The sequence below is a fragment of the Nocardia thraciensis genome, assembly GCF_054782435.1.
On record NZ_BAAGSM010000010.1, the window covers coordinates 191809 to 216499 of the forward strand.

Sequence of the window (24691 nt, forward strand, 5' to 3'; positions counted from 1 at the left end):
GCGCTACAGCGAGCGAACCAGCGAGTACAGCTCGGCCACCCAGAACACCAGCGGTATCACCGCGGCCACGAAGGTGTACTCCAGCAGTTCGACGGCCCGGCGCATCGGCGGGGTGGCGGACTGATTGGGCACGACGAGGCCGAGGATCAGCGCGCCGATCACCATCACCATCGCGGCGCCGAACACCGCCAGCGGCTGTTCCATCGTGAGCGCGGCCGCGATCATCATGGCCAGCAGGATGGTGGCGCCGCCGGCGAGCAGCACCACGGCCTGCTCGGCCCCGGCGTAGGTGCGGCTGCGAAACATCAGCACGATCGCGCCGACCAGCGCGAGCGCCACTCCGGGCCAGAACGGGTCGGCGGCGCCGGGGTCGGTGGCGGCCAGCACACCGACGACCGTCACCAGCGTCGTCGCGGTGACCAGTCCGGCCAGATACATCCGTGCGCGTTCGGATTTCGCGCGCAGCGCCTCCATGGTCGGCAGCGCGCGATGGTCGTCGGGATCGTCCTCGGTGGGGTCGATCGGGGTGCCCGGCGAGGGCACCGGCGGCAGCGGCAGCTTGGACAGCAGCATCGACACCCGCGGCGACAGCGACAGGCCCGCCAGGGCGAGCGCGGCGGCGACGGCGCCGATGGCCTTCACCGGCTGCGAGGTCAGCAGGCCCACCAGCGCCGCGGGGACGGCGAACACCGATAGCGTGGTGGTGCCGATGAACAGCGCCAGGCCCACCCCACTGACCCGCCAGGCGAGGATCGAGGTCGCCCCGGCCAGCACCGCCCCCAGCAGGATGTTCGCCCATCCGTAATGGTCGGGAACCAGCAGCATGCCCGCGGTGAACGCGGCGGGCAGCGCGCATCCGCCGAGGATCAGCGCCGTGGCGCGATCGCCGTACATCCGGCTCAGCACGGTCGCGGCGATGACCAGCAGAATGGCGATGAACGCGGCGATCGACCCGGTGATGTAGCCCGACAGCGCCTCCGGCGCGGTGAGCAGCCCGGCGCAGCCGACGAGCATGGTCAGCACGGCGATGACCGAGCCGGTGACTCGCGCCACCCCCGGCGACCAGGTGCGGAAATGGTCGGCGTCGGCGATCGCGACGTTGTACATGATGTCGTCGAACAGCGGCGTCGGCGCCACGTGGTCGGCGCTCTCCAGCATCAGCAGTTCGCCGTCGCGCACGCCCTGCTCCCCCAGGCTCAGCGAATTGGAGAACGGCGGCTGCCCGATGCGCGCGAGCACCCATTCCGCGGGCTGGAACTGTTCACCGGAGTTGTCGAAGTCGTTGTGCCGACTGTGCTGCGCGACCATGTCGACGACGCTGGGAATGACGAGTGCGACCGGGACGTCGACCGGAATGGCCATATCCACCTGCGTATGTTTGGCCAGAATGGTTACGCGGGCAAGATCGGGCGCCCGGACGATCCCGCGGCTCGAATCCTCTTCGATATGTTCCAGTCGCGCGTGCGTCACGCTGCCCCCAACTCCGTCTCTACCTCGGGTTTCCGCATCCGCCCCGGTTTGCGGTCGCGCGGCCGGTCCGTGCAGAATGCCTCCGAACTGTACGTCATGTCGGCAGTGCGCTCTACACTGAGCCCGCTAGCACTGCCGCGAAGGGGGATCTTCCGTCGATGAGCACAGTCCGGTTTCAACGCCGTCAACGCCGGGAGGTCCCGAGATCGCCCGGTGGCGAGGTCACATTGCAGCCGCCGCCGGAGATTCCGCGCGCGGTACCGGGCAGTCTGATCCAGAAGCTCATGCCGGTCGTGATGATCGTCGGCATGGTGGGGATGATGGCCCTGCTGTTCACGCAGGGCGGGGGCATCGCCTCCAACCCCATGGGCATGATGTTCCCGATGATGATGGTCTTCTCGATGGTCGGCATGTTCGCAGGTCAGGGCGGGAAGGGTCAGAAGGCGGCGGAGGCCAACGAGGACCGCAAGGACTACCTGCGCTATCTCGATCAGGTCCGCAAGGATGTCGACGAGACCGCCAGACAGCAGCGCGAGGCCGTCGAGTGGAGCCACCCGGAGCCCGGCCTGATCTGGATGCTCGCGGGCACCAGCCGCATGTGGGAGCGGCGCCCGGGCGACAAGGACTTCTGCCACGCCCGCATCGGGCTGGGCGGGCAGCGGCTGGCGACCCGGCTGGTCTCCCCGGAGACGGGCCCGGTCGAGGAGTTGGAGCCGATCGCCGCGGTCTCGCTGCGCCGGTTCGTGCGCACGCACTCCACGGTGGTCGACCTGCCGACCGCGATCGCGGTGAAGGGCTTCGCCACCATCCAGCTCAACGGCGACCGCACCCAGGCCCGGGACATGACGCGCGCGATGCTGTTGCAGCTGTGCATGTTCCAGGCGCCGGACCAGGTGCTGCTGGCGGTGGTGTGCGGCGCCGACACCATGCGCGAGTGGGAGTGGACCAAGTGGCTCCCGCACACCCAGCACCCCGAATCGCACGACGGCGTCGGCACCGAGCGCATGGTGTACGGCTCGGTCCGCGAGATGGCCGCGGGCCTGAATCCGCTGCTGCACAATCGAGTTCGCTACTCGCGCAACCAGCCCGCCAATCAGAACCTGGTGCACATCATCATCGTGGTCGACGGCGGCCTGCTCGAGGCGGAAGAGGACAGCCTGCGCGAGTCCGGCTTCGAGGGCGTCACCGTCATCGATCTGTGCAATTACGCTCCGCGCCTGGCGGTTTCGCGCGGTATCCAGATGGTGGTCGAGAACGGCGAATGCGTCGGCCGCGGCGCCACCGGCAATATGGAGCGCTTCGCGCTGATCGACCGGATCAGCGCCCGCCAGGCCGAGCAGGTGGCGCGCCGCCTGGCCCCGTTCCGGGTGGCCGTACAGCGCGGCAGCGATGTGGCGGCGGAGGAGAGCGCCGAGGTCATCTCGTCGTGGTCGCAGCTGATGGGCCTCGGCGATATCGGCACGTTCAACCCGGAGTACGCCTGGAAGCCCCGCTACGGCCGGGAGCGCCTGCGCGTCCCGTTCGGCGTGGGCGCCGACGGGCTGCCGGTGTACCTGGACATCAAGGAGGCCGCGGAGAACGGCATGGGCCCGCACGGCCTGTGCATCGGCGCCACCGGTTCCGGTAAGTCGGAATTCCTTCGCACCCTGGTGCTCTCGCAGCTGGCGACGCACTCGCCCGACCAGCTGAACCTGGTCCTCGTCGACTTCAAGGGCGGCGCCACCTTCCTCGGCCTGGAAGACGTGCCGCACGTCGCGGCCGTCATCACCAACCTGGAGGAGGAGGCCGACCTCGTCGACCGCATGAAGGACGCGCTGGCCGGTGAGATGAACCGCCGCCAGGAGGTGCTGCGCTCGGCCGGTAACTTCGCCAACGTCGGCGAGTACGAGAAGGCCCGCGCCGCCGGCGCCGACCTGGACCCGCTGCCCGCGCTGTTCGTGGTGCTGGACGAGTTCTCCGAATTGCTCTCGCAGCACCCGGATTTCGCGGAGCTGTTCGTGATGATCGGCCGACTGGGCCGCTCGCTGCACGTACACCTGCTGCTGGCCTCGCAGCGCCTGGAAGAGGGCAAGCTGAAGGGCCTGGAGACCCACCTGTCCTACCGGATCGGCCTGAAGACGTTCTCCGCCAACGAGTCTCGTCAGGTGCTGGGTGTGCCCGACGCCTACAACCTGCCCTCCAGCCCGGGCGGCGGATACCTGAAGGCCGGTGACGGCGAGATCCGGCGCTTCCAGGCGTCCTACGTTTCCGGAACCTACGTCGGCGGCGGCGCGCAGCGCGAGGTCACCCAGGCGGGCATCGCGGGCGGGGAGATCGACATCAACGCCCGCGCCTTCTCCGCCGGTCACGTGAATTTCCGTGCCAGCGACCGGCTTCCGCTGCCGCAGGAGCCGGTGGTGGTGGAGCAGGCCAAGGACGAGGGCGAGAAGATCTCCAACCTCGACATGCTGGTGTCCCGTATCCGGGGCCACGGCCGCCGCGCCCACGAGATCTGGCTGCCGCCGCTGGACGCGGCGCCCACCCTGGACCAGCTCATCCCGCGCTCGATCCTCACCGGCGAGTACAACCAGGTCGCGTCGCTGCGGGCGCCGATCGGCATCGTCGACCGCCCCTACGACCAGCGCCGCGACCCGTACATCGTCGACCTGTCCGGCTCGCGCGGCAACGTCGCCATCGTCGGCGGCCCGCAGTCGGGTAAGTCGACCGCCCTGCGCTCGATGATCATGGCGATGTCGCTGACCCACACGGCCGAGCAGGTGCAGTTCTACTGTCTGGATTTCGGTGGCGGCACGCTGGCCAGCCTCGAGGGCCTGCCGCACGTGGGTTCGGTGGCGAGCCGCCTCGAGGTCGACAAGGTGCGCCGCACGATCTCCGAGATGCAGACCATCGTCCGCCAGCGCGAATTGCGGTTCCGCCAACTGGGTGTCGAGTCGATGGCGGAGTTCCGCCGGATGCGGGCGTCGGATCCGGGCTCCAGCCCGGGCGTGGCCGGTGTGCACGAGGACCCGTTCGGTGACGTCTTCCTGGTCATCGACGGCTACGGCTCGATCCGCCAGGATTTCGACCCGCTCGAACAGCCGATCACCAACCTCGCCGCCCAGGGCCTGTCCTACGGCGTGCACGTGGTGCTGTCGCTGTCGCGCTGGATGGAGGCGCGCCCCGCGCTGAAGGATCAGATCGGTACCCGCATCGAGCTGCGACTCGGCGATCCGATGGACTCCGACTTCGGCCGCAAGGTCGCCGCGCTGGTCCCGCAGGGTCGCCCCGGCCGCGGCATGACGCCCGAGGCCCTGCACATGCTGACCGCCTTGCCGCGGGTCGACGGCAGCTCGAACCCCGTGGACCTGAGCACCGGCGTGGCCGCCGCCGTCAGCGATATCGCCGCCCGGACGCCGGGACGCCCGGCGCCGGTGGTCCGGATGCTGCCGGATACGTTCACCCGAGATCAGCTGCTGCACATGCTGAACGGCTGGCCCGCCACCTTGGATCCGAGCCGCAAGAACGCGCGGATCCCGGTCGGCCTGAACGAATCCGAACTGGCCCCGGTCTTCTTCAATTTCGAAGAGCAGTCGCACTTCCTGGCTTTCGGCGACAGCGAGAGCGGCAAGACGAACCTGCTCCGCACGATCGTCCAGGGCATCATCCAATCCAACCGGCCGGACCAGGCGAAGATCGTGCTGGCCGACTACCGGCGCACCATGCTCGGGTTGATCGAAACCGAGCACCTGGCGGGGTACGCGCCCTCGGAGGAAGTGCTGACATCGCTGGCACAGCAGCTGGCCGCGCTCTTCAAGGACCGCATGCCCGGTCCCGACATCACACAGCAGCAATTGCGCGATCGCTCGTGGTGGTCCGGTCCCGATGTCTATGTGGTCGTCGACGATTACGACCTGGTGGTCACCTCCTCCGGCAATCCGATCGCCGTCCTGGTCGAATTCCTGGCGCACGCCAAGGATCTCGGATTCCACCTGATCGTGGCCCGCCGCTCGGGCGGCGCGTCGCGAGCGATGTACGACCCGGTGATCTCGCGAATGCGCGATGTCGGCGCCATCGGCTTGATCATGAGCGGCAACCGCGACGAGGGTCAACTACTGGGGAATGTGCGGCCGAGCGAGATGCCGCCGGGCCGGGGAACGCTCATCACTCGCGCAGGCAACGACCTGTTCCAGGCGGCGTGGAGCCCCGGGCAATGACTCGGTCGGAGTGCACGATCGCAGGCCTGATAGGGGCTTGCCCGGCCGTGTACTCTAAACAGCTAGTCGACCAGGCTCGCGGGCCGGTGTCGTACGGAAGCGAGGAAGGGGGGTGGGACTCTGCCCGGGCCGCATGACGTCAGCTGTTGCGGTGGCCGGTGCTCTCCCAGGGTTCCGAAACTGTGGGAGCCGATGGAACCAACGACGTGCACCGTGCGTCGAATCGATATGTAGGGGATCGATGTGCCAAGTCGTGAGTCGACTCGATCCGAAGAGAACGTAGAGAGGGGCTAGGGGATATGACCCAGGCAATGGAACAGGATGATGCGGCGATCTCCAGCGCTGCTCAGAAGGTCATGGACGCCATCGAGAAGATGCGCAGCCAGATCAACGCCGTCACCGCCAAGGCGCAGGAGATGAAGGCCGGTTGGGAGGGCGACGCGTACGTCGCGTTCACCGGTGTCGCCGATAGCTGGCAGCAGGAAGGCATTCGCCTGAACGCGAAGATCGATGCGATGCGCGAACACCTTCAGGTCGTCGTCCAGAAGACCAATGCCGCACAGGCCGACAGCAGTGGCAATATCGCCAAGCTGCAAATGTAATTGGCTTTCTTTCTACATAGAACGGAGTAGAAACAATGGGTTTCACCAAGTACAACCCCGCCATCATCGTTCCCGGCCTGGGTGATCTGCGTGGGTCGCACGCCAAGCTCACGACCGACAGCCAGGACATCGAGCAGGCCAGTGCCGAGCTGCTGTCGGTGTGGCGTGGTAAAGCCGCAGAACAGTTCGATGTCTCGCACAAGGCTTGGAACGCCGAGTTCGCGGACGCGCTGACCAAGCTGCAGGATCTGATCAATGTATCGCAGTCGGCGATGGACGAAGCCCTCGCGCTGGATGCGTCGCTGGCGGGCGGCTTCGGAGGCTAGTCGAAGCGCCTACGATGCGAGCGGCTGGTCGGCAAGGAATTCCGACCAGCCGCTTTTCTGTTACCGATCGGGCCTACGTGACGACCTTGGCGAGCGTCGGCACCATCTTGTCCACGAGGGTGTCGACCGACTGCTCCGTCCACGCCTGGTAAGCCTGAACTGTTGTAGGGTCGTCGACCACAACGATTTTCGCGGATGTACCCAGCACCGGATTGGGCAGACCGCGCAGCCCGCCGTTACCCGCCTGGCTGTCGGTTCTCAGGATGACGAGCACATCGACCTTCTTGACGTCCAGCCCGCTCAACGACAATTGCCGCGGCGATTTCTCACCGCTGGTGGCGCGATAGTCCTGGCTGTATCGGAATCCGAGATCCTGGAGAAAGTCGGTCTGGTCGCTGGGGTCGAGGTCGGCCGACATACCGGCGTTGGAGTATCGGAGCGCGACCACCGACTTGCCGTTGAACTGCGGGTGATTGTTCTTCGCCTCGGCGACCTTGTCGGTCGATGCGGGTGGTGTGCCGTCCTTGGTCAGAAAATACGTTCCGGCAGCCACCGCCACGGCGACCACCAGCGCAACCAGTCCGGGCACCAAGAACTTTCGTGATCTGGACCGCTGGGGTGTCAGGTTGTTCACGTTGGGTGTTGTGGCCGCGAGACGCGGTACGGTCGCCCCGCGCGTGGGTTGCGTGTAGTTGTATTCCACCTGCTGCGCGACCGGCTGGCTGTGCGGCGGCGTCGTGTATCCCGGTGCGGGCGGGCGATACTGGGCGCCCTGCCCCAGCAACGCGATCTCTGCCGCGTGGGTGAACTCCCGGCAGCTGTTGAAACGCTCGGCCGGATTCTTGGCCATGACCCGCGCGATCACGTCGTCCAGCGCGGGGGGAAGTCCCGAGCGGAGCATGCTCACCCTGGGCGGCGCCTCATGCAGGTGACCCATCATCACCATCGCCGGAACCGTTGCCGGAAATGGGTTTTGGCCGGTCAGAAGTTTAACGAGGGAACATCCCAGGCTGTATATATCGGCATGGTGGTCGAGCCGTTCGCCCAGCAGTTGCTCCGGCGGGGCGTAGGCCACCGTCGCCATGAAGTTACCGGTCGAGGTGAGATCCTGGCCGTCCTCCGCCGACTTGGCCACGCCGAAATCGGTGAGATACACCCGCTCCTCATCATCGTCGTCGTCCGAGGCCGACAGGAGGAAGTTCGCCGGTTTGACGTCCCGATGCAACAGTCCGCGCCGATGGGCGTAGTCCAGGCCCTTGCCGACCTCGGTGACGATACGCAGCGCCCGCTGCGGAGGCATGGCCGCCGGTCCCTTGGCGGCCTCCTCGGCGGCGTCGGTCCCGCGGACGTACTGCATGGCGATCCACAGCTGGCCGTCCTCTTCGCCGCGGCTGTACACCTTGACGATGCTCGGATGGTCCAGCCCGGCAGCGAGATTCGCCTCCCGCTCGAATCTCGCACGGAACTCGGGATCGGTCGAGAGGTCCGCGCTCAGCACCTTCAACGCGTCACGACGGGGAAGGATCGGGTTCTGCGCCAGGTAGACGGTACCCATGCCGCCGCTGCCGAGCACCTGAATCACCCGGTAGCCGCCGATCATCGCACCGGGCTGCAACGGCATCCGATCCTCCTCTGTGCCTATCTGGTGCCCGTCGGACACCGGTTGGTGGTCAGAATCTAGCAAGGGGGGCGCTGGTAATCGACCCGCCTCGGGCTACCGACCGGCGGCCAGCAGCTTGTATTGCGCGGCTGTCTTTTGATGAAGATCCTGGGGCTGCTCGCTCGGGACCAACGCCAGATAACGGTCGTAGGGCAGATAGCAGCGGAACTTCACGTCCGAGGCGCTGTTGTCCTTCAGCTTCAGGCACTTGGCGGTCGGCAGTCCCGGCGGGCTGTCCATCGCCTCGTAGCGGTCCTCGACCTGGGTGAGATAGGCGGCCATGAGCCGCTTCGCGGCGGCCGCATCCGCCGTGCGATAGATGAAGTCGTCCTGCTCCGCCACAAGGTCGACCTTGGCGTCGGCGAAGGCTTGTTTGGCGGAGTCCGGGAGACTCTGCCGATGCAGTGCGGCATGGGGGCGGTAGATGCCGGTGTAAGCCGTGGGTTTGTCCAGCGGAATCGTCCTGCCCAGGAGGCCGTCGACATCGTTGGGAACCTCCGCCAAGCGGTCGGGCGGTGTGGGCTCATAACCCTTCAGCGATTCGAACAGCTTGTCCAGCACCGTCTTGGTGAGTTCGGTCAACGGCGCCGGATCCGGCGGCGTCGCCATCGGGCTGTTGATATAGAGCTTGGCCAGGAAGTTGCCCTGGGGTGTGAACGAGCTGACCGAGTCGTATTTGGTGAGGGACGCCGACGATGCCGGATAACCGACGATGGTGAGCGGGCCCTTCGGCGCGTATTGCCTGGCGTCGTCGTCGGCCATGACCTTGGCGGCGTTGGCCGCGTGCTCGGCGCTGTCGAACCGCAACAATGTCAACTCGACCCGGAGGCCGGGCTGTTGTCCGGGGCGTCGGTTGCCGTAGGTGCTCCAGCCGGAGACCAGACCGGGTGCGGCGTCGGCGAATTTGATCTCTTTGGAGTTGAGTGTCGGGGCGAATTTCGCGGTGTGTGCGCGGGTAATGGCGCTGCGGCCGTATATGAGTCGGCTGTCGATATCGAGCATCAACGGTAGGAATTCCGCCATGCGGATGGATTCCTGCACCGCGCCGGAGACCGCGTCCTTGACCGCGTTCATATCCCGCGGCGTCGTCGGGTAATTCCCGGAATCCAATTTCGCCACGTCGATGGTGGGTGATTCCGATGCTGTTTCTCCGCACCCGATCGCGCCGACGAGGACTGCCACGGATGACATTGCGAGCACGAGTCGCCCGACGGCGGTGCGGCCGCGCGTCGTCTGGGGTACATCTTTCCGGGTCATATGCAGTCGCTATTCACTCTTGGTCAGTATCGAATATTGGGCCGCGGCGCGCTGATAGAAGGCCGGGTCCACCGCGCCCGTCATCTTGGCCTGCGCGCCGATCACTCCGACGTAGCGGCCATAGACGACCGCGCAGAAGAACGTGTGATTGCGAATGGGTTCTTTGTTGTCGAGCTTGACGCAGTGGGAGTCGGTCACGCCGGGAGGATTCGGCACCTCCTCGTCGTCGCGCCCGAGCCTGGTCAGGGCGGCCTGCAGCTTGAACGCGGACTCCAGGTCTCGCGTGCGGTATACGACGCCGTCGTTCCTCGCGACCAGGTCTACTCCGTTTTCGGCGAATGCTCTGCGCAGACCGGCCGCATCGCGTTCGAAGTGGAGGTCCCCGGCGGGCTCGTAGTATCCGACCGTGTTTTCCTCGATGGTGCTGTCGTAGATCTTGGCGGGTTGTTGCAGCGCGTATCGCATGATGCCGCTGGGGTTCTGCGGAAGATCGAGCATATCGTCCGGGGCGGTCGGTTGCGTGGTATCCAACCGTGCGACCTGCAGATCCAGGACCTTTTTCAGGCCGGTGCCCAGCGCCGCGGCGTCGGGTTTCGGAATCGTCAGCGACGCCGTGATCACATGCGGGCCGTGTGCGACGAATGCGGTGCCCAGCGTATCGGTCGACGAACCGGAATGCGCGGCAGGATGACCGGCGATCGGGATGGGGTGACGCTCCGGGTGCCTGCTGGTGATATCCTGCTCGAATTCTGCCGCGGCGGCCTGTGCGGCTTTTTCGGAGGGAAAGCGCATGATGGCGAGCGCCAGGAGTTTCTCGCTGCGACGACTGCCGTTGCCGCGTGATGTGTAGGCGCCACCGATCAGGTTGTTACGCTCGGCTACCGGTTTGAACGAATTCGGAAAGACGCCGAGCAGGTCGTCGAATGTCGAACTGGTGTTTTCGATTATCTGCGTGGCTACCAGATTGCTCATCTCCGCATCGATCTCGTCCGGGGAGACCAGCACGCTCATGAGTCGTCGCGATTCGATCGGAAATACATCGTCCTTCTTGGTGATGTCCGGTTCGTAATCACCAGGTGTACCCGCATACGGTCCGATATTGAGCTTCGCGACGTTGGCCGGTGTCATTCCTGGAACGGCGTGACCGCTGCTGGATGCCCCACAGGCAGTAGCCGACAACGCCAGGGCGGCAACCGCCGAGAGTGTGGTGAGGCTCTTTCGATATATGGTGGATCTCTGTGGCCGCATCGGGTTCACCGCCCCTGCAGCAGAACGTACTGAGCCAGCATCTTCTGATGCAGGTCCTGGATCTGCCTAGCTACGGCTTGCACGAGATATCGGCCTGTCTTGAACATGCACAGCTTGATTCCCTGATATTCGGGATAGTTGGGATTCGGTTTGTCGGTCGAGCACTCGACGGGTGTATCGATGCCTTTGGGCGGCTCCACCGACTGTTTGTTCTCCTTGTCCCCGGACTGTCGCCACTTCTGCCAGAGTGCCTCGGCGCCCTGGTCCGTCCTGCTGCGGAAGACCGTCGCGTCACCGTAGGAGACCAGGTCCAGGTCGCCGATCGTCAGGAAGTCGAGGCTCGGATCGGAGTCGAGGCCCGCCATCACGCCGCGGCCCATATACGTCCCGTCGGGGTCCGGCCGCCACGGTGTCTCGGGGTTCGTCGGCAGGGTGCGGCCCAGCAGGCCGTCCGGGTCGAGGGGAATGGTCGCCAGTTTGTCCGCGGGCGTGGGCTGGAACTTGTCGAGCAGCGGTAGCTGCACATCCAGCATGCGTTCGACCTGCGTCGAGAGCGCGGGGAGATCGGGCGCCGAGGTGTCGTCGTCGACCTTGATGAAGACGACGTACCGATCGTGCGCCGTCCACGAACCGATCGACGAGACCGTCGGCCGCCAATGTGCCTTGGTGTTCGGGTATTTCGCGATCGGGACCGGCTGGTTGTCCGGCGTGAACGTGAAGTCGTCGTTCTCGAGGGTGGGGCCGACGCTCGCGGCCGTCTTGGCATCCGGGAACTCCATGACCGCGATGCTGAGCGTCCGGTCCTTGTGATCGGGGGTCTCCTGAGTGGACCACCGATTGGTCCAACCGGCGAGCAGGTCCTTGGCCACGTCGTCGAACGTGTCGTTGACGACCAGGTCGCCCATGCCTTTTCGATTGAGGACGATGTGCGGCCTGATGCCGTTGGTATCGTCCTTGACATAGGTGGGGTCGGCCTCGAACGGCAGCGCGACGTAGTCGGCGAGGCGCTGGGATTCGCGAACCCGAGCCTGCTTGAAGTTCTTGGCGTTGCCGATGACCCGTGGTGTGGTCTGGTAGTTGCCGACGTCGAGGTTGGACACGTCAGGTCCCTCCGGAGTCGGATCGCCGGTTTTGTCCGAACCGCACGCTCCTACCGCGGCAACCACCAGTCCCGCCGTGATCAAGGCAGACGTTGTCCGAGCCATCGCTGATCTCGCGGCGAGCTTCACGCCCTCCCCCTTCTCGTGTGTATCTCGCGGCATCCTACTTCAGAAGCCGGTCCGGGTCAGGATCGAGCAACCACCTGTGGAGGGGCACGTCATGCCCCGGGTTTCGGCCTCGGCGGCACCCGATCGGACCACAGCATGGTGATCCGGTCGGCTTGGCGTCGGGTTGGGGTTTCCTTGCAGCTCCAGGTCTCGGGTCAGGCGGTAGGAAACGCTGGGCGAATCGCAATCCGCTGCGCGTAGGTTGGTCTGGTGAAATACGTTCCGCGAGTTGCCGTGGTGCTGGGGATTCTGGGCCTGTTGTTTCTGGTGCCGTGGTGGTTGCTGGTGTACGCCACGAGTTCGGGGGCGATGTTCTGGGCCGGGACCGCGATGTTCTCGGCCGCGTTCGTGTGCCTGCCTGCGGGGCTGGTGCTCGGGCACGGGCGGGTGCAGTCGGATGCGGCCGTGGTCGTGGGGGATACGTTGCTCGGGGTCGTGTGGGTGTTGTTCACCTGGTCGGTGGTCGGGGCCGTCGTGCGGGCGGGGTTGATCGTCGGGGGTGTGGCGGATCCGGTCCGTTCGCGCGTCGTCGCGGTGGGTGTGTTCGCGGTGTGGGCGGGGCTGGTCGGCTGGGGGATGTTCGAGGCGCGGCGGGCGCCGCGGGTGCGGACGGTCGAGGTGACGATTCCGGGGCTCGGGCGCGGCCTGGACGGCCTGCGGATGGTGGTCGTCACCGATACGCACTTCGCCGCGTTGAATCGGCTGCGGTGGTCGGAGCGCGTGGTCGAGATCGTCAACGAGCAGCGGGCCGATATCGCCTGCCACGCGGGCGATCTCGCAGACGGTCCGGTGGTGCGGCGGCGGCCGCAGGTGGAGCCGCTGGGCAAGGTCGAGGCGGAACTCGGCCGGTACTACATCACCGGCAACCACGAGTATTTCGGCGATGCCCCGGGCTGGATCGAGGTCATGACGGATCTGGGCTGGCAGCCGCTGCACAATCAGCACGAGATCATCGAGAGGGGCGGCGACCGGCTGGTGATCGCTGGTATCGACGATCCGACCGGCATCGCGCTGGACGGACACGGCCCCGATCTTCCCGCCGCCCTCTCCGGCGGCGACCCCGCGCTGCCGGTGATACTGCTCGCCCATCAACCCAAACAGATCCGAGACGCGGTGAAAGCCGGTGTCGCACTGCAGATCTCGGGCCACACCCACGGCGGTCAGATCTGGCCGTTCCACTACCTGGTCCGCCTCGACCAGCCCGTCGTCGCGGGCCTGAGCCGCCACGGCGAGCACACCCAGCTCTACACCAGCCGCGGCACCGGATTCTGGGGCCCGCCCCTGCGCGTCTTCGCTCCCAGTGAGATCACGGTCCTGGTGCTTCGCACACCGGATCGCCGATCCTCTAGCGCGTGATCCGCATATCGCGGACCAGTTGTTCGCAGGGGGCGGCCATGGGCTGCCAGGCGTCCGAAGGGTATTGGCAGCCGATGCTGACCTGGAGGCCGGAGTCCACGATGACCTGCCAGCGGACCGTGGTGCCGTCGGACGGGAATTCCTCGTAGGACAGTCCGGGACGCCCGCCGAACGCGGTGTCGCGACGCAGGTCGGTCACCGTTCCGGCGGGTCGGCGCTGGATCTGGGCCTGCAGGGCGCGGGCGACCTCGTCGACGCTCGAGCCGGGGGCGAGATCCTTCTGGGTGAGCGTGATCCGTTGGCGCGCACCGCTGTCCGGGCTCAGATCGACACGGTTGTCGGTCTGGGTGGCGATGTGCCAGCCGCCGGGAATCGGTGTCTGCACGCGCCCGAACGTCTGCGGGGTCGGCCGCGCGGTGGGCTCCGCCGATGCCTGCCGGGTGGTGGGCGGCGCGGCTGTCGTGCCGTCGGAGGATCGCGTCAGCACCACCGCGACACCCACCGCCAGGATCAGGACGGCCGCCGCGGCCACGGTGCCGACGAGGGTGCGCCGCGATCTGGGCGGCTGGGCGGCGACGGCGTGGTCACGCAGCGGCGCGTCCCACTCGACGGCCGGCGGCTCCGCGGGTCCGTAGCGGCTGGGCCGCGCGGCCTGCCCGGGCGGCTGCGACCCGCGGATGAGTTCGGCGCCCGCGACGGGACGCACGTCGACGGGAAACCCACACTGCGCGGCGATCGCCGTGCGCAGCGCCTCCAGCAGGGCGGGATCCGAGATCCCCACGGCCAGTAGGTAAGTCGGCTGCTGCCCCGCCAGCAGGCGCGCGACCACCGCGCCGACGGCGGCCGAGCCGGGCTCGTCGGGCGCATCGGCCAGGCCGATGGTCGGCTCGTGCTCGCAGGCGTCGATCCAGGTGTTCGACCCGGAGCGGCCGACCAGGGTCACGGTGGTGGACAGTGGGTTCAGCTCCAGCACCGCGATCCGCTGGTGCTGCGCGGTACTCGCGCCGAGCGACACCGCGCGCAAAGCCAGCGGCTCGACCGTCACGTCGGCGACCAGGCGAGACGCGGCCGCCTCGACCGCCGCGCACCGCCGTCGTCCCCAGTCGGAGGGGGCCAGGACGGTGAGCCGCTCGCACGGCCCGGTCAGTCGCAAATTGGTCAGCACCGCCCCGAACAACACGGCGAAGGCGTCGGCGAGCGTCGGCAGGGCCGGGAAGGCGATCCGGTCGGCGTCCGCCAGCCGCACCACCGACACCGCCGGATACTGCGGCCGCAGCGCCTCTCCCACAATGAAACTCGTGCCGTCGCTGGCGGGCACGATCGAGGGCGGGCCGTCCCAGTGCGTGGCCTCGCTGCGCGCCCACAGCCGGGTGTCGGTCAGAACCAGTTCGACAGTGGACATCAGGCCGTCCGGGCCTCGTGCGGCGAACTCACAGCGATCTTCACGCCCTCCCCTTCCGTGTACATCTCGCGGAATCCTACTGCAGGCGGCTCGCGCCGCCCGTGCCGAACAGGTGCGCGGGCACGGACAGCACGGCGCGGTCAATAGTTGTTCGCGAGCAGCGCGTACGCGGCGGCCGCCCGATGCTTGACGTCCTGCAGCTCGCTGCTCACCACCGTCTCGACGTAGCGGTGGTAGGGCACATAACAGCGGTAGCGGCTCTCGCGCTGCGGATCGCCCTTGCCGTTGAGCTGCATACACTTCGCGCCCGGAATGCTCGTCGGCGCGGCCAGCGGATCGTACTGCGGTCCCGTGGCGGCGAGCAGCCCGGTGATCAGACGCAGGCCCGCATCGCCGTCGCGCACCCGCAGCACCGAGCTGGTCTCGGCGATGGCGACCGCGTCCAGTCCCGTGTCGTCGACCAGGCGCTGCCGGGTCGCCGCGTCGGCGGCGATGTGCACGAACGCGGGTCCGCCGAACACCCCGAACCGCTCGGCATCCGGACGCTGCCGCCGGTCGCGCACGACCGCCCGGGCCAGCATCCGGTCCGGGTCGACGGGCAGCTCATCGAGCTGCTCCCGCGGGGTCGCGCGGAACCGGTCCAGCGCGGCCACCTGTGCGTCGAGGGTCTTCTGCACCCAGGCCAGCAGGTCCCGCTCCTCGGGCCGGGGACGCTCGATGAACAGCGAGATCACGAATTCCCGGTGCGCCAGGAAGGCTCCGATGGTCGCGACGCCGGGCCGGTAGTGGATGAAGGCGTCCGGATACTCCGGCAGCGTGAGCTTGCGGTTCAGGTCCGGGGCGACACCGAAGTCGGCGTCCTCCAGCTCGCGGGCGGCCAGCGCGGCCGCCTGCGCGTCCGGGAACCGCATGACCAGGTCGGTGACCGCGGTGGCCTCCGGGCTCCGGGGCCTGTCGGATCCGCCTGCCACGTAGCCGACGAGCATCTCGCGGCGGTCGAGCACGCGCTTGGACACCGCCGCGAGCAGTCGCTCGGTGGCCTCCGCGGTGCTCGCGACCACACGCCCGCCCGAGCCGATCGTCAGCGACGGATCGATGCGGACGGCGGGCACCACGACCTGCGACATCCGCATGCCCTCCAGCAGTGAGCCCGTGCCGTCCGAATCCCAGGCGTAGTCGTGCCGGTTCACCTGGTACGGGCCGACTTCCAATGTCCGGACGTCGATTTCGCTCGGCACGGGGGTGCCCGAGACTCCGCATCCGGTCAGCAGTCCCGCCAGCGCGATTGCCCCGGCGACGAGCGACGCACGTCCGCTGCGGCCCATGGATCAGCCCCCGTTCCTCCCGACGCGTCGTCTCAAATTACCGGACCGAGGGCCGGGCGGGGGCCCCGTGCGAACCGTTTGCCTTTAACCTGGTGCATGTGGTGATGACCGCGCAGACCTACCCCGGGGGCCGATTCCGTTGATGGATCGGCAGGTCGAGGTTGTCGCGGGCAATCATGTGGTGGTCCGGGTGGCGGGCGCGGTGGTGCTGGTCGCGCATCCCGGCCGCGACCGCGTGACGCCGGAATCCCCGGCCATGCTGGCGGCCGAGGCCCTGGCGCAGTTGGTGTCGGACGCGGCCGAGCAGGCGCCGGACGGGCCGGGACGGCTGGTGGCCCGGGAGGTGACGCGCTGGCTGATGCGCGATGCCGAGCAGATCAGCCCGGACCGGCCGATCGATCTGGGGATTCTGTCGCGGGCCGAGACCGGCGGGGTGGCGATCTTCCTGCACGGTGGCGTGACGGCGGTGCTGGCGGGCGAGCACGGACCGGAGCGGTACCGCGGTGTGGACGCGGCGTTCACCGTGGACCGCGTGGCCGAGCCGCCCGCCCGCGCCGCGGCCCTGTTCATCGATGACGAACTCGGGCGCATCCCGGAGCTGCCGGAGCGGGGAATCGGATCGCTCGTCGAGGGGGTGGCGGCCGCCGCGGGTGCGATCGTGTGGTTCGAGGGGGAGCGGACCCGGACGCGACATCGAGAGCGGGCCAACGGCGGCGCGCATCGGAAGTCCGATGCGCCGGTGCCTCCGACCCGAGCGGATATCGATCTGCAACCGCCGCCGGCACCGCGGCCCGGCGGCGATCCCCGCACGGCCGAGACGCAGCTGGGCGAGACATCCGCCGAACCGCGGCGGCCCGCTCCCGGAACGGATCCCGGGGTGCCGAGCGCGGCCCGCGGCACCAATCCGGCGCCGACTCCGGATCCGGACCTGGAACGCCGTCTGGAGGCGACCGCGCGCGCCACCTCGCTATCGGTCCGGGTGGTCGGATTCAAGTGTGCGCGAGCGCATCCCAGCGATCCGCGCTCGGCGTTCTGCACCGTGTGCGGGATGCCGGTGGACCAGACCCAGCAGCCGACGGAGGTGGTGCGGCCGCCGCTGGGCACGCTGGTGCTCGACGACGGCATGACCTACCTGCTGGCGGCCGACGCGGTGATCGGCCGCGATCCGGAGAACTCCGAGGCGGCCCGGCGCGGCCTGGCGCCCTTGAAGATCGAGGACACCTCCGGCGGCATGTCCCGCGCGCACGCCGAGATCCACCTGGTGAACTGGGATGTCACCGTCGTCGACCGCGGGTCCACCAACGGCACCCACACCCGCCCGCCCGGCTACCGCGATTGGATCCGCCTGCAGCCCCACCAGCCCATGCCCCTGACCCACGGCGCCGAAATCATGCTCGGCAACCGCGTCCTCCGCCTGGAACCCGCCGCCCCACCGCCCTTCGGCTGAGCTGGCGGGCTAGCGGCCGGTGAAGTTGGGGGTGCGGCGGTCGAGCAGGGCGGACACGGCCTCGTGGTGGTCTTCGGTTTGGTGGGCGAGGGCCTGTAGGGCGGCGGACAGTTCCAGGAGGCTGTCCAGGCTCTGCCATTGGCCCTCGCGGAGTAGCTTTTTCGTCATGCGCAGGACCTGCGGCGGGTTCGCGGCGACGCGGTCCGCGAGGGCGCGGGCGGCGTCGAGCAGTTCGTCCGGTTCCACGACCGTGGAGACCAGCCCCCAGTCCAGGGCGGTCGCCGCATCGATGGCCTCGCCGGTGAACGCCATCTCGCTGGCCCGGGCCATGCCGACCGCGCGGGGCAGCAGCCAGGCGCCGCCGTCGCCGGGAATGATGCCGACCTTGGCGAAGCTCTCGGCGAAGGTCGCCGTGCTGGCGGCGATCCGCATATCGCACATCAGCGCCAGGTCGCACCCGGCGCCGACCGCGGGTCCGTTGACCGCGGCGATGGTCGGAATCTCGCAGTGGTACAGCGCCTTCGGGATCCGCTGGATGCCGTGCCGGTAGCCCTGCCGCAGCTCGGCCGGGGAGCCGCCGAACATGCCGGTGCGGTCGCGCATGTGCTTGACGTTGCCGCCCGAGGAGAAGGCCGTGCCCGCGCCGGTCAGAATCGCCACGCGCAGCGCCGGATCCGCGTTCGCGGCGGCGACGGCCGCCTCCAGGGCGTCGATGGTCGCGGCGTCGGAGATCGGGTTGCGGGCGCGGGGATCGTTGAGGGTCCAGACGACCACGTCGCCGGTGCGTTCGATCAGGACTGGCTCACTCACGATTTCCTCTCCTCCGGCGCGCTGACGATCCGGACATCCACGAGAACTATGCCCGCACCCGCGGCGATGACGGGATTCAGGTCCAACTCCGCGATCTCCGGGTGGGCGGCGACCAGATCGCCGATGCGGACGAGGAAGCGCGCGAGCGCGGTGCGATCGACCGGGGGCAGGTGGCGGTACCCATCGAGCAGCCGGGATGCGATCGTCTCCCGGATCATCTCGTGCGCCTCGAGTTCGGTGAACGGCGCCGCCCGGAAGGTGACGTCCGCCAGCGCCTCCACCAGCACGCCGCCGCTGCCGAAGGCCACGACGGGCCCGAAGATCGGATCCCGGGTGGCGCCGATCAGCAGTTCGATCCCGCGCGGCGCCATCGGCATCACGATCATGCCGTCGATCCGCGCACCCGGGACGGCCCGCCGGACGGCGTCGGTGAGCGCGCGAGCCTGTGCGGCGGCGTCGCCCGCGACCACGCCGAGCCGCACGCCCCCGGCCTCGGACTTGTGAACAACCTGCGGCGAAACGACTTTCACCGCACACGGGCAGTCGAATCCGGCGACGGCGACCGCCACCTCGTCGGCGTTCGAGGCCAGGGCCCAGGGGCCGACCCCGATACCCCGAGCCTCGAGCAGCCTGCGCCCGGTCGGCTCGTCGAGCACGCCCGCCCGCTCCGTCACCGGCGCGGCGGGTGCCGGTAGCGCGAGAGTCGAGCGCCGCCCGGAGGTCTCCAGCCGCTGCCTGCGCCGATCCAGCGCGGCCACGATCCGCACCGCGTGATCGATGGAGGCGAGCACGGGGACCCCCGCCGCGCGGAGCGTGTCGTGGTTGGCGAGCCGGGCGCCGGCGTAGCAGCTCTGCACCACCAGCGGTGTGCCGTTCGCCGCTCGGCTGGCGAGAATCCTTCGTACGGTGTCGTTCTCGGCGTCTTCCAGGGTGGCGTCGAAGCGGAGGTGATATCCGCCGAACAACCCGACCACCAGCACCAGCCCGACCGCGGGGTCGGCGGTCAGGATCTCGATCGCCGCGGCGAACACGGTCGGATCGGCATCGGTCGCTCCGGCGACGTCGACGGGATTGGTCACCGCGGCCGCCGGGCCGAGCAACTCGCGCAATGCTGTTCGCGTCCGCTCGCTCAGGTCGGCCGGTTCGATCCCGCGCGCGGTGAGCGCGTCCACCGCCAGGGTGGCATGCCCGCCGCCGTCGCTGAGCACGGCCACCCGGCGGCCCGGCAGCACCGGTCCGGTGGTGGCCAGCGCTCCCGCGACAACGGCCAACTCGTCGGAGCGCCGCACGAGTTCCACGCCTGCCTGCGCCAGCACGGCCGTGGCCACCGCGTCCGACCCCGCGACGGACCCGGTGTGCGACAACGCCGTTCGCTGCCCGGCCGCCGAACGTCCGCCGCGCAGCATCACGACCGGGGTATCGGCGGTGGTGCGTGCGGCGGAGGTCAGGAACGCGCGTCCGTCGACGATCCCCTCGGAGTGCACGGCCACCGCGCCACAGCCCGGCTGCGCCGCCAGTTCGGGCAGGCATTCGTCGTAGCGGACATCGGCCTGGTTGCCGAGGCCGACGTAGGTGTGCAGGCCCGGCCCGTACATCGCGTCGTTGTCGTTGACCAGCGACAGCAGCATGTTCCCGCTCTGCGTGACGACGCTGACCGGCCCTCGCGGAATGCCCTGCAGTCCTACCAGATTGGCGCCGCTGGCGACATTCGCCAACCCGGACGTGTTGGGCCCGATCACACGCACGCCGCTGTCGGCGATGGCGGCGGCGAGTTCGGTCTCGAGGCCTTCGCCCGCAGCGCCGATCTCCCGGAACCCGTTGGCCAGCACCACCGCTCCGGCGATCCCGGCGGCGCCGCATTCGCGCAGCGCCTGCGGCACCGCTGCCCCCGGCACCGCGATGAGCGCGACATCGACCCCGGGTGGCAGCCGATCGATGCTCGGAACCACCTCCAGCCCAAGGATTTCGGACGCCTTCGGATTGACCGGGTAGACCGGATGCGCGTATCCGGATTCCTGCAGCGCCCGGATCGCCTGGTAGCCGCGCTTGGCGGGATCTGTGGAGGCCCCGACGATCGCGATCGATCGCGGGTCGAGCAGCCGCTGCAGCGCGGTCGCGGCGAGCGTGGTGGTTGCGTCTGTCACCGGCACTCCTCACTGTCCCCGGAAGACCGGATCGCGGCGTTCGGAGAAGGCCGCGACACCCTCGGCCCAATCCTCGGTTTCCATCAGCGCCAGCAGATCCCACGGCTCGGATTCCAGCGCCACCTCCAACGGATCGTCGCGTCGCAGCGCGGCTTTCATCCGAGCCAGTGCGAGCGGCGCCTTGGCCGCGATCGAATCGGCCAGTGCCGCGGCCGAGTTCACGAGATCCCTGGCCGGGACCGACGAGTGCGCGAGGCCCCAGTCGTAAGCCTGTGCGCCGGTGCAGCGTTCGCCGAGAATCAGCAGGTCCGTCGCCCGCCGCAACCCGACCAGCCGCGGCAGCCGATGGGTGACCCCGCCGCCGACGAAGGTGCCGATACTCACCTCCGGGAACCCCATGCGCGCGTCGTCGGCGATCACGAGGAAGTCCGCGCTGACCGCCAGTTCCGCGCCGGCCCCGAGCGCGTAGCCGTTGACCGCCGCCACCACCGGCGTGGACATGGTCTGGATCTGCCGACAGGCCTGCTGGCCCAGCTGGGCGTACTCCTCCCGGTCGGCGCGGGTGCGGGTACCGGCGGCATGCGCCTTCAGGTCGGCGCCGACACAGAATGCGCGACCGGCGCCGGTCAGGATCACGCACCGCACCTGCGGGTCGTCGTCGGCCGCGGCGAGCGCGTCGATCAAGGTGCGGTACAGCTGCTCGCTGACGGCATTGAGCCGGTCGGGCCGGTTCAGCGTCAGCTCCGCGACCTGTCCGCGACGGGTCACCAGCACGGTCGGTGCGTCGGTGGCTGCGGTCATCGTGGTGTGTCTCCTCTCGGAATGGCGGTCAGCGCGCGGTGCCGACGGCCGGGGTGGGGGTCAGCGGAATGTCCCCGCCGGGAGCGGATTCGGTGCGCCTGCCGCGCCCCTGCCGCGAGGTGAGCAGGCGGGCGAGGAACGAGATCGCGAAGTTGGTTGCGATGTACATGACGGCGACGCCGACGTACAGCTGCATGGAGTACTGGCTGCCGTAGTACTCGACCAGCGACCGGCCCTGCCGCAACAGTTCGGCGTAGCCGACGATGAAGCCCAGCGAGGTGTCCTTCAACAGGATCACCATCTGGCTGACAAGCACCGGCAACATGTTCGGAATCGCTTGGGGCAGTAGGATTCTGCCGAGCACCACGCCGCGGCCCAATCCCATCGCCTCGGCCGCCTCGGTCTGGCCCTTGTCGATGGCCAGGATGCCGCCGCGGAAGATCTCGCACAGCACCGAGGAGTTGTAGGCCACCAGCGCCAGCACCACGATCTGCAGCAGGCTCAGATCCATTCCGAGACTGGGCAATCCGAGCGCCGCGAACAGCATGAGCAGCAGCAGGGGTACGCCGCGGAACCCTTCGACGAGCACCCCGGTGGCCAGTCGCACGGGCCGATGCGTCGACAGCCGCCCGACGGCGAGGATCAGCCCGACCGCCAGCGCGATGACCATCGCCAGCGCGGCGGCCTCGAGGGTGGCGACGTAGCCCTGCCACAGCACCTGGGGCACACCGGTTTCCGGGTCGAGCAGGATGGCCCAGCGCTTGTGGTCGAGCTGTCCGTGTGACTCGAGCCGCAGCAGCAGCGCGACCACGAGGACCGCGCCGACGATCCCGGCCGCGACGCCGATCCGGCGCGACCGGCGGATCTCGTTTGGGCCGGGCTCGTCGTAGAGGAAGGAGGTGTTCATCGCGCGACCGCCAATCGGTGCTCGAGCCGACGGAATCCGAAGGCGGACCCCAGGGTGATGACGAGGTAGGCGGCCGCGATCCACAGCAGCGCCCGCACGACGGCGGCGGGTTCGAGGAAGTTGATCCGCTGCCCCGACGCGGTCAGCTCCAGCACGCCGAATCCGGCCGCGATGGAGGTGTTCTTGACCAGTGCGATCCACACATTGGCCAGCGGCGGCACCACCGCCCGCAGGGCCTGCGGGACGATGATGAACCGCATGTTCTCCAGGAACGAGAGGCCCAGTGCCCGTGCGGCTTCGGCTTGTCCGCGACCGACGGTGTTGACCCCCGCGCGGACGGCCTCGGAGACGAAAGCCGCGGTGTAGAAGCCGAGCGCGAGGACGGCGGCCAGCACATAGCTGGGGATGGTCAGGCCGAGCTGCGGCAGCACGAAGACGATCAGGAAGAACACGACCGTCAGCGGGGTGTTGCGGATGATCTCGACGTAGACGGCCCCGGCGCGCTGCAGGAACGGCACCGGCGACATTCGCGCGACGCCGACGAGCAGTCCGACGACCGCGGCGAGCGCGCCGCCGCCGACGCTGAGCAGCAGGGTGGTCCCGAACGCCTTCGTCAACAGCGCGGCGTTATCGGTGATTACATGCATGATGGTGTCCCTCAGTAGCTTTCGACGTCCGGAGGCGCGGGCGCCGCGCCGAGGATGCGGCCCGCGGTGCGGTCCCAGGCCGTGGTCCAGGCGCCGTCGGCGAAGGCGGAGCGCAGCGCGTCGTCGATGAAGCGCACGAGATCCGCACGCCCCTTGGCGATTCCGATGCCGTACGGCTCCTGCGTGAAGGTTCCGGGGACCAGGTCGAAGGAGTCCTTGTCGAGGCTGCGCAGGCCGCCGAGGATGGTGTTGTCGGTGGTCATCGCCGACACCTGGCCGTTCTTCAGGGCCTCGGCGCACTTGCTGTAGGAGTCGAAGAGCACGACGTCGGCGCCGGGCACCCGATTGCGCATATTGGTGGACGATGCCGACCCCTCCACCGCGCAGACGTTCTTGCCGGACAGATCGTCCGGCCCGGTGATCCTCGCCGGATTGCCGCGGCGCACCATGAGCGCCTGTCCCGCGATGTAATACGGACCCGCGAAGTCGATGATCTCCTTGCGCTTGTCGTTCATGGTGTAGGTGGCGATGACGGCGTCGACGCGGCCCTGCTGCAGGAACGGTTCCCGGTTGGCGGAAACGGTCTCCACCCATTCGATCCGGTTCGCCGGGATGCCCAGCCGGGCGGCGACGAGCTTGCCCATTTCGGCGTCGAAACCCTCCGGCCTGCCGGTGACCGGGTTCTTGAGGCCGAAGAGCGGTTGGTCGAATTTCGTTCCGATGGTGATCTTCTGGGCGTCGTGCAGCCGCCGCATGGTCGATTCCGCGGGGAATTCGACCGTGGTGTCCACGGGCGGGCCGGAATCGGACAGATCGATCGACGGCGCGCCGGAATCGCAAGCGGCGGCGAGGGTTACCGCCGTCACGCCCAGCAGTGCCGCCGCGAGGCGGGCGAGTCTTCTCATCACAGGGTTCCTGAAAGCATTGCGGTAGTGGGTATTCGGCTGTCAGTGCTGCAATACGCGGGCGAGGAAGTCCTTGGCCCGATCGGTGCTCGGGTCGGTGAAGAACTGTTCGGGAGAGGCCTCTTCGGCGATGACGCCGTCGGAGAGAAACAGCACGCGGTCGGCGCTGGCCTTGGCGAACCCCATCTCGTGGGTGACGACCACCATCGTCATACCCTCGCTCGCCAGGGTTCTCATGACGTCCAGCACCTCGCTGACCATCTCGGGATCCAAGGCGCTGGTCGGCTCGTCGAACAGCATCACCTCCGGTTCCATGGCCAGGCCGCGCGCGATCGCGACGCGCTGCTGCTGCCCGCCCGAAAGCTGCGGCGGATACGCATCGGCCTTGTGCGCCAAGCCGACTCGTTCCAGCAGCGCCTTCGCCTTCGCCTCGGCGTCGGCGCGGGTCAGCTTGCGGATGCGCATCGGCGAGAAGGTGATGTTGCGCAGCACGGTCATGTGCGGGAACAGGTTGAACGACTGGAACACCATCCCGATGTCCGCCCGCACCTTCTTCAGCGCGGCGCCGGAGGCGGGTAGCGGCTCGCCGCGGAAGGTGATGGCGCCGCCGCTGATCGTCTCCAGCCGGTTGATGGTCCGGCACAGCGTGGACTTGCCGGAACCGGACGGGCCGATCACCACGACGACCTCGCCCTTGTCGATATCCAGGTCGATGTCGCGTAGCACGGTGGTGGCGCCGAAGGTCTTGGTCACGCCGCGCATCGAGATCAGCGGGGCGGCGGGGGAGAGGCCGGACGACGCCGCGGCGTCGGTGAGCGAGGCAGATGTCATGGGCGAATCCAGTCTTGTTCGGACGGGCGTGTGTTGTAGCTAACAGCAGCCGGGCGTGAAATGCAAGCAAAATTGCATAAGTTCGAATGAAT

The 24691-nt window shown here is 68.3% G+C and carries 19 protein-coding genes; 5 read left to right on the plus strand and 14 right to left on the minus strand.

Annotated elements, in window-relative coordinates; translation table 11 throughout:
• Positions 1-3 precede the first annotated feature (3 nt).
• Positions 4-1470, minus strand: a complete 1467-nt coding sequence (gene eccD / locus ACYVLQ_RS04005; protein ID WP_460695990.1) for a type VII secretion integral membrane protein EccD — start codon at positions 1468-1470, stop codon at positions 4-6.
• Positions 1471-1628: 158 nt separating this feature from the next.
• Here eccD and eccCa point away from each other — a divergent pair, with 158 nt between their 5' ends.
• The 3 genes from eccCa (at position 1629) to ACYVLQ_RS04020 (ending at position 6591) form a co-directional block, all read left to right on the plus strand.
• Complete coding sequence (gene eccCa / locus ACYVLQ_RS04010) at positions 1629-5663, plus strand: type VII secretion protein EccCa (protein ID WP_460695991.1); 4035 nt, start codon at positions 1629-1631, stop codon at positions 5661-5663.
• Between the two features lie 311 nt (positions 5664-5974).
• Complete coding sequence (locus ACYVLQ_RS04015; protein ID WP_460695992.1) at positions 5975-6265, plus strand: WXG100 family type VII secretion target; 291 nt, start codon at positions 5975-5977, stop codon at positions 6263-6265.
• A 35-nt stretch (positions 6266-6300) separates the two neighbouring features.
• On the plus strand, positions 6301-6591 hold the full coding sequence (locus ACYVLQ_RS04020; RefSeq protein WP_460695993.1) for a WXG100 family type VII secretion target: 291 nt from the start codon (positions 6301-6303) through the stop codon (positions 6589-6591).
• A 73-nt stretch (positions 6592-6664) separates the two neighbouring features.
• On the opposite strand, the gene ACYVLQ_RS04025 is transcribed toward ACYVLQ_RS04020, so the two are convergent.
• The 4 genes from ACYVLQ_RS04025 to ACYVLQ_RS04040 all read right to left on the minus strand — a co-directional run bounded on the left by ACYVLQ_RS04025 (position 6665) and on the right by ACYVLQ_RS04040 (position 11856).
• Entirely contained in the window at positions 6665-8212 is a 1548-nt protein-coding gene (locus ACYVLQ_RS04025; protein ID WP_460695994.1) for a serine/threonine-protein kinase, read from the minus strand.
• Positions 8213-8305: 93 nt separating this feature from the next.
• On the minus strand, positions 8306-9442 hold the full coding sequence (locus ACYVLQ_RS04030) for a DUF7373 family lipoprotein (protein WP_460695995.1): 1137 nt from the start codon (positions 9440-9442) through the stop codon (positions 8306-8308).
• A gap of 75 nt (positions 9443-9517) precedes the next feature.
• Positions 9518-10756 (minus strand): DUF7373 family lipoprotein, encoded by a 1239-nt coding sequence (locus tag ACYVLQ_RS04035; protein WP_460696180.1) that lies wholly within the window; start codon positions 10754-10756, stop codon positions 9518-9520.
• Positions 10757-10761: 5 nt separating this feature from the next.
• Positions 10762-11856, minus strand: coding sequence for a DUF7373 family lipoprotein (locus ACYVLQ_RS04040; RefSeq protein WP_460695996.1), 1095 nt, complete (start codon positions 11854-11856; stop codon positions 10762-10764).
• 378 nt (positions 11857-12234) lie between these two features.
• Between ACYVLQ_RS04040 and ACYVLQ_RS04045 the strand changes: the two genes are divergently transcribed.
• On the plus strand, positions 12235-13380 hold the full coding sequence (locus tag ACYVLQ_RS04045; RefSeq protein WP_460695997.1) for a metallophosphoesterase: 1146 nt from the start codon (positions 12235-12237) through the stop codon (positions 13378-13380).
• Here the strand turns inward: ACYVLQ_RS04045 and ACYVLQ_RS04050 are convergent.
• Positions 13370-14782 carry a type VII secretion-associated protein gene (locus ACYVLQ_RS04050; RefSeq protein WP_460695998.1) on the minus strand — a complete coding sequence of 471 codons (1413 nt, stop codon included), beginning with the start codon at positions 14780-14782 and terminating at the stop codon, positions 13370-13372. The genes ACYVLQ_RS04045 and ACYVLQ_RS04050 overlap by 11 nt on opposite strands.
• 140 nt (positions 14783-14922) lie before the next feature.
• Positions 14923-16107: a DUF7373 family lipoprotein gene (locus tag ACYVLQ_RS04055; protein ID WP_460695999.1), complete on the minus strand. Its 1185-nt coding sequence runs from the start codon at positions 16105-16107 to the stop codon at positions 14923-14925.
• 142 nt (positions 16108-16249) lie between these two features.
• Here ACYVLQ_RS04055 and ACYVLQ_RS04060 point away from each other — a divergent pair, with 142 nt between their 5' ends.
• Positions 16250-17554: an FHA domain-containing protein gene (locus ACYVLQ_RS04060; protein WP_460696000.1), complete on the plus strand. Its 1305-nt coding sequence runs from the start codon at positions 16250-16252 to the stop codon at positions 17552-17554.
• A 9-nt stretch (positions 17555-17563) separates the two neighbouring features.
• Here ACYVLQ_RS04060 and ACYVLQ_RS04065 read toward each other — a convergent pair whose 3' ends face one another.
• Genes ACYVLQ_RS04065 through ACYVLQ_RS04095 form a run of 7 tightly spaced genes read right to left on the minus strand, consistent with a single transcriptional unit; the run spans position 17564 to position 24599 of the window.
• The gene (locus ACYVLQ_RS04065) at positions 17564-18364 is read right to left on the minus strand and encodes a crotonase/enoyl-CoA hydratase family protein (RefSeq protein ID WP_460696001.1); all 801 of its coding nucleotides are present in this window, start codon (positions 18362-18364) and stop codon (positions 17564-17566) included.
• Positions 18361-20508, minus strand: a complete 2148-nt coding sequence (locus tag ACYVLQ_RS04070; RefSeq protein WP_460696002.1) for an acetate--CoA ligase family protein — start codon at positions 20506-20508, stop codon at positions 18361-18363. Before ACYVLQ_RS04070 ends, ACYVLQ_RS04065 begins: the two co-directional genes overlap by 4 nt.
• Positions 20509-20517: 9 nt before the next feature.
• Entirely contained in the window at positions 20518-21309 is a 792-nt protein-coding gene (locus ACYVLQ_RS04075; RefSeq protein ID WP_460696003.1) for an enoyl-CoA hydratase/isomerase family protein, read from the minus strand.
• Positions 21310-21337: 28 nt separating this feature from the next.
• Positions 21338-22216: an amino acid ABC transporter permease gene (locus ACYVLQ_RS04080; RefSeq protein WP_460696004.1), complete on the minus strand. Its 879-nt coding sequence runs from the start codon at positions 22214-22216 to the stop codon at positions 21338-21340.
• Complete coding sequence (locus tag ACYVLQ_RS04085) at positions 22213-22863, minus strand: amino acid ABC transporter permease (RefSeq protein ID WP_460696005.1); 651 nt, start codon at positions 22861-22863, stop codon at positions 22213-22215. Before ACYVLQ_RS04085 ends, ACYVLQ_RS04080 begins: the two co-directional genes overlap by 4 nt.
• Before the next feature lie 11 nt (positions 22864-22874).
• Positions 22875-23768, minus strand: a complete 894-nt coding sequence (locus ACYVLQ_RS04090; protein WP_460696006.1) for a glutamate ABC transporter substrate-binding protein — start codon at positions 23766-23768, stop codon at positions 22875-22877.
• 42 nt (positions 23769-23810) lie between these two features.
• Positions 23811-24599: an amino acid ABC transporter ATP-binding protein gene (locus ACYVLQ_RS04095; protein WP_460696007.1), complete on the minus strand. Its 789-nt coding sequence runs from the start codon at positions 24597-24599 to the stop codon at positions 23811-23813.
• Between the last annotated feature and the right edge of the window lie 92 nt (positions 24600-24691).

Coding starts and splice junctions, on each gene's coding strand:
- ACYVLQ_RS04030 (WP_460695995.1), bottom strand. CDS start 9,442: ATGTCATCCGTGGCAGTCCTCGTCGGCGCGATCGGGTGCGGAGAAACA.
- ACYVLQ_RS04060 (WP_460696000.1), top strand. CDS start 16,250: ATGGATCGGCAGGTCGAGGTTGTCGCGGGCAATCATGTGGTGGTCCGG.
- ACYVLQ_RS04080 (WP_460696004.1), bottom strand. CDS start 22,216: ATGAACACCTCCTTCCTCTACGACGAGCCCGGCCCAAACGAGATCCGC.
- ACYVLQ_RS04020 (WP_460695993.1), top strand. CDS start 6,301: ATGGGTTTCACCAAGTACAACCCCGCCATCATCGTTCCCGGCCTGGGT.
- ACYVLQ_RS04015 (WP_460695992.1), top strand. CDS start 5,975: ATGGAACAGGATGATGCGGCGATCTCCAGCGCTGCTCAGAAGGTCATG.
- ACYVLQ_RS04055 (WP_460695999.1), bottom strand. CDS start 16,107: ATGGGCCGCAGCGGACGTGCGTCGCTCGTCGCCGGGGCAATCGCGCTG.
- eccCa (WP_460695991.1), top strand. CDS start 1,629: ATGAGCACAGTCCGGTTTCAACGCCGTCAACGCCGGGAGGTCCCGAGA.
- ACYVLQ_RS04090 (WP_460696006.1), bottom strand. CDS start 23,768: ATGAGAAGACTCGCCCGCCTCGCGGCGGCACTGCTGGGCGTGACGGCG.
- ACYVLQ_RS04095 (WP_460696007.1), bottom strand. CDS start 24,599: ATGACATCTGCCTCGCTCACCGACGCCGCGGCGTCGTCCGGCCTCTCC.
- ACYVLQ_RS04085 (WP_460696005.1), bottom strand. CDS start 22,863: ATGCATGTAATCACCGATAACGCCGCGCTGTTGACGAAGGCGTTCGGG.
- ACYVLQ_RS04035 (WP_460696180.1), bottom strand. CDS start 10,756: ATGCGGCCACAGAGATCCACCATATATCGAAAGAGCCTCACCACACTC.
- ACYVLQ_RS04025 (WP_460695994.1), bottom strand. CDS start 8,212: ATGCCGTTGCAGCCCGGTGCGATGATCGGCGGCTACCGGGTGATTCAG.
- ACYVLQ_RS04050 (WP_460695998.1), bottom strand. CDS start 14,782: ATGTCCACTGTCGAACTGGTTCTGACCGACACCCGGCTGTGGGCGCGC.
- ACYVLQ_RS04075 (WP_460696003.1), bottom strand. CDS start 21,309: ATGACCGCAGCCACCGACGCACCGACCGTGCTGGTGACCCGTCGCGGA.